Origin of the sequence: Chryseobacterium metallicongregator (assembly GCF_031324065.1) — a bacterium.
GTDB classification, from domain to species: Bacteria; Bacteroidota; Bacteroidia; order Flavobacteriales; family Weeksellaceae; genus Chryseobacterium; species Chryseobacterium metallicongregator.
The window spans coordinates 1-8,436 of record NZ_JAVIXS010000018.1 but is presented as its reverse complement, the minus strand read 5'-3'; the positions used below and the strand labels follow the sequence as shown (position 1 = coordinate 8,436).

At 34.1% G+C, this 8,436-nt stretch carries 9 protein-coding genes; 7 read left to right on the top strand and 2 right to left on the bottom strand.

Annotation, left to right across the window (positions count from 1 at the left end):
- From REB14_RS17895 to REB14_RS17875, 5 genes are all read left to right on the top strand, one after another.
- On the top strand, positions 1-670 hold a 670-nt coding region (locus REB14_RS17895), incomplete at its 5' end, for a JAB-like toxin 1 domain-containing protein (protein WP_309522877.1).
- Between the two features lie 3 nt (positions 671-673).
- Positions 674-1,195, top strand: a complete 522-nt coding sequence (locus tag REB14_RS17890) for a hypothetical protein (protein WP_309522876.1) — start codon at positions 674-676, stop codon at positions 1,193-1,195.
- 105 nt (positions 1,196-1,300) lie between these two features.
- On the top strand, positions 1,301-1,711 hold the full coding sequence (locus REB14_RS17885; protein WP_309522875.1) for a zinc metalloprotease: 411 nt from the start codon (positions 1,301-1,303) through the stop codon (positions 1,709-1,711).
- Between the two features lie 5 nt (positions 1,712-1,716).
- The gene (locus REB14_RS17880) at positions 1,717-2,181 is read left to right on the top strand and encodes a hypothetical protein (protein WP_309522874.1); all 465 of its coding nucleotides are present in this window, start codon (positions 1,717-1,719) and stop codon (positions 2,179-2,181) included.
- Positions 2,174-3,214 carry an RHS repeat domain-containing protein gene (locus REB14_RS17875; RefSeq protein WP_309522873.1) on the top strand — a complete coding sequence of 347 codons (1,041 nt, stop codon included), beginning with the start codon at positions 2,174-2,176 and terminating at the stop codon, positions 3,212-3,214. The genes REB14_RS17880 and REB14_RS17875 overlap by 8 nt, the downstream gene beginning before the upstream one ends.
- A 970-nt stretch (positions 3,215-4,184) precedes the next feature.
- On the opposite strand, the gene REB14_RS17870 is transcribed toward REB14_RS17875, so the two are convergent.
- Positions 4,185-4,529 carry a MerR family transcriptional regulator gene (locus tag REB14_RS17870; RefSeq protein WP_079241041.1) on the bottom strand — a complete coding sequence of 115 codons (345 nt, stop codon included), beginning with the start codon at positions 4,527-4,529 and terminating at the stop codon, positions 4,185-4,187.
- 210 nt (positions 4,530-4,739) lie between these two features.
- Here REB14_RS17870 and REB14_RS17865 point away from each other — a divergent pair, with 210 nt between their 5' ends.
- Positions 4,740-5,621, top strand: coding sequence for an AraC family transcriptional regulator (locus REB14_RS17865; RefSeq protein ID WP_079241042.1), 882 nt, complete (start codon positions 4,740-4,742; stop codon positions 5,619-5,621).
- A gap of 152 nt (positions 5,622-5,773) precedes the next feature.
- Here REB14_RS17865 and ccoG read toward each other — a convergent pair whose 3' ends face one another.
- Positions 5,774-7,216, bottom strand: a complete 1,443-nt coding sequence (gene ccoG, locus REB14_RS17860) for a cytochrome c oxidase accessory protein CcoG (RefSeq protein ID WP_309522872.1) — start codon at positions 7,214-7,216, stop codon at positions 5,774-5,776.
- Positions 7,217-7,470: 254 nt separating this feature from the next.
- Here ccoG and REB14_RS17855 point away from each other — a divergent pair, with 254 nt between their 5' ends.
- Complete coding sequence (locus REB14_RS17855) at positions 7,471-8,364, top strand: SMP-30/gluconolactonase/LRE family protein (protein ID WP_309522871.1); 894 nt, start codon at positions 7,471-7,473, stop codon at positions 8,362-8,364.
- Positions 8,365-8,436 lie beyond the last annotated feature (72 nt).

Genomic DNA, 8,436 nt, shown 5'->3' with positions numbered 1-8,436 from the left:
TAACAATGGTAATATAGAGAGAACAAAAGATAATAATGCTTATGATACTATTACAAACGAAGATGAGTCTAAGTCTATCCAGATTGCCCGTACAAATGTATCAGAATCAAATCCAACTGGAGATTCGCAGATAGGAGATGCTATGACAGAAAACATTGTAACACAAGGTCATGATGGAGAAGCAGGATCATCTAGATATACATATTTGCAAATACAAAATTATGATGCTGCTACTCAATTCTTTGAATTTGCAGGAAGTAATACTAAAGTAGAATTTGGGCAGGATGCCCTTAGTTTTTGTGATGGTTTTTCTACAAATATTGTAAGTACGAATCATACTGTTAATTCGAGCTCTAACGTAGCTACTACAATAGGATATGTTGATGTAAGTGAACCGGGATCAGCGTCTCGTCATTTTATAAATAATGCAACACTTCAAGAAAGAGTCCATTCTCATCCACAGGGATCAGATTGGGGGCCTTCAGGGTTTTATGTTTCTCGTAATAGAAAGACTGGTAACTTAACAGTTCAACCAACTTACAAAAATCCTATTGGAGACAGAAATACTTACAGTAGTAATGTAGAAAATACATATCAATACACTCCTGGCGTAGGTTATTTTAAATATAATAAAGATACAGCGACATATATTGGTAAGACAAAAAAATAAATTATGAGAAAATACTTTTTATTAGTTTGCATGCTTATTTTGACAAATAGTTGTGGTAACTATCTTCATTCTCAGCAAAAGAAAGATATTTATCACGTTATCATAAGTACATTTATAGAAAACAGAAACTCACAAGTAAATATCAGTCCTAAAGAAAATGTATTAATAGTAGGTGCTAATGATAGTGATAGTGAGAAAGGTTCATATAAGATTGTAATGTCTTTTGTAAATCCCAAACTATTAAGCGGATTTGAATATAGTAAAGTTTATATGATTGATGGATATAGATTAATTATTGATGAATCATCGAATAAATCCCAGATATTAAAAAAATCATTTAAAGAGACAAAATTCGAGGATTTAAATCAAGCAACTGAAATGATAGATTATGATTCTAAATATTGGCTTATTACATTTAATTCAAAAAATGAAATTGTTCGTATATATCCTCAACAGAAGTCAAAGGAAATAAAAGAATTGCTTGTGAGAAAAGGAGTAAAGTTTTCAAAGTACTACGAAGAGTAAAATTATATAATAAATATGAGAGACTACCTTTGAGGCAGTCTCTCTTTATAGTACGGTCTTTCAATCAATTTGGTTTATGATGCAAATTCAACCTTTACTATTGATATGTCCAAACCCATTGGTGAAATAAGAATTCAGCCAGATGGTTCCATTCATTATGTTGCAGGAAAAGTTTCAAATATCGGAAATCCCTTGGATCAAACAATTTCTTCTGATGGAACAGCAAGAACTACAGCTCATGAAATAGGACATGCTGCGGGGTTAGAACATGCTTTTCATGGGAATCAAATTTCTAATACTCCTGAAAATAAAGATAATCTTATGAATTCGTCTAGCAATTCTATTAAAGAATTACAATCAGATACTGGAACGAATATTACTCAAAAGCAAACGGATATAATGAAAACAACTATAACTACTAGTCAGAGTAGATTGAATGGAATAGAACAAAAACAGGCACAACAACCTAATCCTAAAGCTCCAATTGAACAAAAACAAAATACAAACTCACAATAATTATTATGAATACTAAATTTTATACCTCTTCTCTGATCGTTTGGATGTTAGTTATTGGATTATATAGTTGCAGTAGTAATAAAAAATATTATTATCAAGATATTTCTAAAGCAACTAAGGAAAATATGATTTTTCAAGAAAATTATTATAAGGAGGCAAAAGGTAGCTTTTTGAGAAATAACAATCAGATTTTATTAGTTTTTAATGGAGAGGCTTTCGCCGACTCTAAGGTTACTATAAATAATAAAGATACTTTATTGTTTAAAAAAAGTAACTCTACTAAATGTTTGGGGATGAAATTATATGTAATTGATAAGTCTAATAAAAAAGTAAAATTGATGTCAACAAAGAAAAAGAGTATAGTTATTCCTGTAAAAAAAGAATATAATTATGTTGAGATAAATGGTAGTTTTAATAATAAATGGGCAATTACGTATTCCGAGTTTTTTCCTCTTATAAAATGTGAATAAAACACAAAGCCACTGCAAAAGCAGTGGCTTTTACTATCTATTCTGGAGAAACCGTTATATTTACAATTACAAGGGTCACTTGGGAAATACAAGAGTTACTTTTGCTAAAAATAATGCCGGAATGCTAGAATCTATAGATACCAATAATTATTATCCATTTGGATTAAACCATATTGGTGGTTCTTCCTACTCCAAATTTGGAAGTTACTATAACTACAAGTACAATGGGAAGGAGCTTCAGGAAAGTGGGATGTATGATTATGGAGCGAGAATGTATATGCCGGATTTAGGAAGATGGGGCGTTGTTGATCCGTTGGCGGAAAAGATGACAAGGCATAGCCCGTATAATTATGCTTATAACAATCCGACTAGGTTTATTGATCCTGATGGTAGAGCCCCTAAAGATGATATTACGGTTAATAATTCAGGCAAAGTTCAATATGTAAAACAAAATAATCAACCCAATAGATTTTTTGACATGAAAGGAAATGAACTTAAATTCAATGACCCAAAAGGTGTTGATAAGAAATTCTTAAATTCTGAATTTAAAAAAGGAGATAGGGTTTATTATGCTATAAGCTCAGGGCAAGTAGATAAAGCTGTAAATAGTGTAGGGTTAAATGATGAAATAAAAAAAGCTAGAGGAACAGTTGTAGCATTGCCAAGTAATGAAATGAAAGCGGCGGCTTATGGAATAGCAAATGCAATGATTGCCTTTGAATCTCATAATGATGCTGATTTTACACATAGTTTTTTAACAAATCAAGTTGAAGGAGGAAAGAATGGTTTAACAGAAGATGGAGGAGTTTTTAGAACACACTATGTAGAAGATGAAGCATTCTTTAAATTTGAAGGGACAAATGATGTTTACAATCTTTATGATGCAGGGAATTTTATGTGGGGAAATTGGACAAAAGAAATTGGATTAACAGATATAGAAGTTTCGACAGGTTCACAAGCAAATGAGTTGAGAAAAGGCAGCTTGGATTCTGGAGCGGATCAAAATGCAATAAAAAAAGGAAGGAAATATTAACATGCTAAAAAAGATTCAATACCCTAAAAATTTAATACTGATATTTTTAGTATTTTCTTTGTTTTTCTATCTAATTAGAAATATTGGAGATGGAAGATCTTTTATTGATTTGATATTAAACTGGATTATTTTTATACCAGGAATAGTTACGTTTTTTATTTTTTTTATAAGTAATATTTTCAAATATAAGAATGACAGAACTAATTTATTATATTCTGTAATACCTCTAATTATTTTATTCTCTTTCATTATTTATGTTGTATATAATTTTTTTATAACTTGGAATGAAATATGGAATACCCCATAATAAAACAACAAAGCCACTCGTTTGAGTGGCTTTTATATTACATAATAGATTGCAATTTAGTTTGTTTAAGAAAAGCATCCAGGAGAGCGAAGACATGTTGTCTGTCGTTCTCTTTTAGTTTTTGTATATCTAAAATTTTAGCGACAATATTTTTATCCAGTAGAATGTCCGTAGACCCTACGAGATAATCCAGAGACACTTCCAGGGCTTCCACAGTTGCGTGGTCCACGCTGGCGCGAGCGTCCCGCTCATATATCCACAAGCAGTTGTTTTGCTGTAGAAAAGCCCTTGTACTGCTGTGAAGCACTTATAAACACCCTCCAGATCCTTAGATAAGTCCCTCTCACCACTTTAACAAGCCTCTCCACCCACTTCATCAAGGGTCTCTAGCCAGTTCAGAAGTTGCTCCAGCCTCTTAGTCAACTGTCTCTAGCCCGTTCCATAAGCCTCTATACCCTTTATCAAAGGGGTTAGAGACCGTTATGTAACTCCATTCAGCCCCTTGTGCAACTGGGTATACCCCCTTACCCAAGGGGGTGGAGGGGGGTAGGTAAGGGGGATAGTACGTTGTGAAAATAGCTGGTGATCGCATCTTCTGATAGACTTTAAATAAAACCTCCGCTTCAATTCATTGCAGCGGAGGTTTCCATATTTTCAGAGAAATTATTCGTCTTCTCTTTCTCCCAAAGACTCTTTCAGCTTAATCAATTCGGCTTTTACAAATTCCAGGCGGTCAATTAGAGTAATGGTTTCAGAAATTTTACTGTTGGTGGTCAGGGCAACACGGGCTCCGTCAAGGGTATATCCTTTTTCTTTTACCAGATGGTAGATCATCTGAAGGTTTTTGATGTCTTCAGGAGTGAAATATCGGTTTCCTTTTCTGTTTTTTTTAGGCTTGATAATCGGGAATTCCTGTTCCCAGTAACGTATTAATGAAGTGTTTACATCAAATGCTTTCGCAACTTCTCCTATAGAATAATACAGCTTATCAGGTAAATTTATTTTCATTTTACAACTCCTAAACTTCAAAGATAAAAATTTTTTAAAGTTTAATCCAAAATATATTGTAAAAAGTGCAGTAATACTTTGTTTCAAAGGAATTGATGGGGTTAAATTCATCCTTCAAGAGCAAACGTTTGTTGTAACAGATATAAAGGTTCATGATATACTGGTTCTTTTTTGTCTAAATTTGTGAATTCTTACGATACATAAATATAAATGAATCCAATTTCTGTTCTTCATATCGATCTTTTTCAGGCAGGTAAAAATACTTCTGATTTTTATTTTAATACGATGAAGAATCATTTGGTGGTGGGACATCGTCATATAGAGAAGCCTCACAGACATGATTTCTATGCTGCTGTTTTTTTCACTAAAGGAACAGGCGTACATGAAATAGATTTTCAAAGGTATGAAGTTTCGGAAGGAAGTCTGTTTTTTCTGTCACCAGGACAGATTCACAGTTGGGAGCTATCGGAAGATATTGATGGGTATATTTTCTTTTGTTCTCAGGAGTTTTATGAAATGCACTATGTGAATCAAAAACTGAGAAACTTCCCTTTCTTTGGATCTGTATCTTTTCCGAGAAAACTTCAGTTGGATGCTGGTGAGCTTAAGAAAAATATTAGTTTATTTCAGGAATTGGGAGAAGAACATCAGACTAAAAGTATCATGAAAGAAGGGCTGATTTTATCATTAATGTCTCAGATTTTCATCAATGCTGCCAGATTGTTTTCAAAGGACTTTGATACAATGGATTCAACTGCCGGCCTTTCTTATTTTAAACATTATCAGGATTTTGAAAATCTGATCGAACAAAACTTTACAAAACATAAATCCATTACCCATTATGCCTCTTTATTAGGGATTTCATCCAAACATCTGAACAGGATTGCCCAGACTGTTGTTCAAAAAACAGCCACTGATGTGATTACAGAAAGGGTAGTGCTGGAAGCCAAAAGAATGCTTATGTACCTTGATGAAAGCCTGGTAGAAATTGCGTTCCGTTTAGGATATGAAGAATATTCCTACTTTGTAAGAGTATTCCGGAAATGCTCCGGAATGACTCCTACTCAGTTCATGAGGAAATATAAGGCTTAATGAGTGTAAAATTTAAAGTTTAATGGAGAGATTGTTGTAAACCACCCCGTCAAAAATTCTTTGAATTTTTGCCACCCCTCCAGAGAAGGGGAATTAGGGAAATATCAACTACTTTTTCTGATCCTCACAACCTGCCACCTACTATCTGCCACCTAAAGAGCTAGCTTAAACGGTCCTTCAAAAGTGGTTTCAAAAGAATCTACCAACTGGCCTTTTTCATCAAACACTCCGATGACCATATTCTGTTTTGAGAACTTAATTTCTTCTTCAGGGAAGGAAATATTGATGTTTCCTTTAAGGATTTGATCTCCTTTCAATATGATTTTTTCAGAACCAAAGTAAGTGATCTCTGCATTTTTTGGAGTAATGACTTTTATGGTAAGCGTTTTTTTCTCGTTGGATTTATTCAGAAGAGTGTAAATAAAGGTGTTGGTGATTTTACCATTTTTAACAAAGAATGTAGAACCTGCCGGTTTGATGAATTTTGCTTCCATAGAACCACGGTCGTACATTAAAAATCCTAGGAATCCGATTAATAATGCAAGGATAACGGTTGTTGCTTTCATTCTCGGGGTAAAACGAAATTTATCCTGATTTTCAATTTCGGCTTCCGTTGCATAACGTACCAATCCTTTAGGCAAACCAACCTTTTCCATGACTTCATCACAGGCATCAATACAGGCTGTACAGTTTACACACTCCAGCTGCTGGCCGTTTCTGATATCAATTCCTGTAGGACATACCACAACGCATTGGTTACAGTCGATACAATCTCCTTTTCCTGCAGCTTTTCTGTCTTCATTATTTCTCCATTTTGCACGGCCTTCCCCTCTTTTAAAATCATAATATACATTGATGGTTTGCTTGTCAATCAATACTCCTTGCAGTCTTCCATAAGGGCAAACCAGTGTACAAACCTGCTCACGAAGCCATGCGAAAACAAAGTAAAACGTCATGGTAAAGAAGATCATCACAAGAAACTTCAGTGAGTTTCCTTCTGGCCCTTCACTCATAATACGGAAAACTTCTTCGTACCCCACAATATACATGAACATAAAGTGAGAAATAATCAGTGAAATAAGAAGAAAAGCAGACCATTTAGCCAGCCTTTTTCGTATTTTCTCTGCATCCCATTCCTGTCTGTCAAGCTTCATCTGTTTATTTCGGTCACCTTCAATCCAGTATTCGATTTTGCGGAAAACCATTTCCATGAAAAGAGTCTGCGGACATAGCCAGCCACAGAATATTCTTCCGAAAACTACTGTAAATAACATTACAAAAATCACGGAAGTTACAGCTCCTAAAGCAAGAATGAAAAAGTCCTGCAGGTAGAAAGGTTGTCCAAGGATAAAAAACTTTCTGTCGATCACGTTAATGAGAAGAAAAGGATTGTTATTGATCTTTACAAAAGGCAACCCAAAGAAAATCGCAAGAAGAAGATAGCTGGTGTAATTTCTGTAGTTGGTATACTTTCCTTTAGGTTTTCTTGGGAAAATCCATTTTCTTTTCCCGGTTTCATCCATGGTTCCTACGGAATTTCTGAAATCTTCATTTTCAATTTCCAAAGACTTGATATTGTTGGACTCTGCGCTCATTGTTGTATGCTATAAAGTATTTTTGGTACAATTTTCATCCGGATTTATCATTTTTTTAAGATATTTTTCTTTGAAAAAAGTGATTGATCCTGTTACTGCAAAGCTCCGGATTATATCTTTTTATTACTAATATGATCTACGTCCAAAATAGGATAATTGGGACATTTTGCTTCTATAGTTTTTATTATATCAAAATGAGAAAATGTTTTGATGCTTTTGAGTCATATCGTAAATTGCAGCTTTAAAAATGAAGCATGAAGAATATCTTTAAAATAAGTATGATTGGTTTGGTTTTCGCATTGGTAAACTGTCAATCAGTAAATTATAGTAAAATGTTTTATGAAGGAGTACAACCGGAAATGGTTTCCGACAAGTTCAGTTTCACAGAAGGACCATCAGCAGATAAAGAAGGGAATGTTTACTTTACCGATCAGCCTAACGATAAGATTTATTATTGGGATTGGAAAAGCAATAAAGTGATAGAGTTTTTAGATAAAACGGGAAGGGCAAACGGAACACACTTTGACAAAGACGGCTATTTAATTACCTGTTCAGACGATCAGGGTGAGATCTGGAAGATTTCCAAAGATAAAACAGTAGAAGTTCTGCTAAAAGGTTTTGAAGGAAAAAGACTGAACGGGCCCAATGATGTCTGGAATGATGAAGTGGGAGGAATGTACTTTACAGACCCTTTGTATGAAAGAGATTACTGGATTGGATTTAAACAGGAAATCCAACATAAAAGTCTTTATTACAGGGACAGAACAGGAAAAGTTACGAAACTGGATACCTTCACACAGCCCAATGGAATTGTAGGAAGCGAAAAATTAAAGAAACTCTATATTTCTGATATTGATGCCGGAAAAACCTATGTATATGATATACTGGGAGAAGGAAAATTATCTGAGAAAAAACTCTTCTGTGAAATGGGTTCAGATGGAATGGAGCTGGATAAACACGGTAATCTTTATCTGACAGGAGATGGCGTTCATGTTTTCAGCCGTTTGGGAAAGAAAATTTATCATATTTCTATTCCTGAGAAATGGACATCTAATGTGGCTTTTGGAGGAAAAAACAATGATATTCTGTTCATTACTGCCTCGAAATCTGTATATACTTTCCCTACCAGAGTAAGAGGAATAAAATAAGATTGTGATATCTTTATAATAAAAGAGCTCTGAAATTTCAGAGCTCTTTTTATGATAAAGATATCACAATCT

Excerpts from the sequence above, each read along its gene's own strand:
- REB14_RS17890 (WP_309522876.1), top strand. The coding sequence starts at position 674 with ATGAGAAAATACTTTTTATTAGTTTGCATGCTTATTTTGACAAATAGT.
- REB14_RS17885 (WP_309522875.1), top strand. The coding sequence starts at position 1,301 with ATGTCCAAACCCATTGGTGAAATAAGAATTCAGCCAGATGGTTCCATT.
- REB14_RS17880 (WP_309522874.1), top strand. The coding sequence starts at position 1,717 with ATGAATACTAAATTTTATACCTCTTCTCTGATCGTTTGGATGTTAGTT.
- REB14_RS17870 (WP_079241041.1), bottom strand. The coding sequence starts at position 4,529 with ATGAAAATAAATTTACCTGATAAGCTGTATTATTCTATAGGAGAAGTT.
- REB14_RS17865 (WP_079241042.1), top strand. The coding sequence starts at position 4,740 with ATGAATCCAATTTCTGTTCTTCATATCGATCTTTTTCAGGCAGGTAAA.
- ccoG (WP_309522872.1), bottom strand. The coding sequence starts at position 7,216 with ATGAGCGCAGAGTCCAACAATATCAAGTCTTTGGAAATTGAAAATGAA.
- REB14_RS17855 (WP_309522871.1), top strand. The coding sequence starts at position 7,471 with ATGAAGAATATCTTTAAAATAAGTATGATTGGTTTGGTTTTCGCATTG.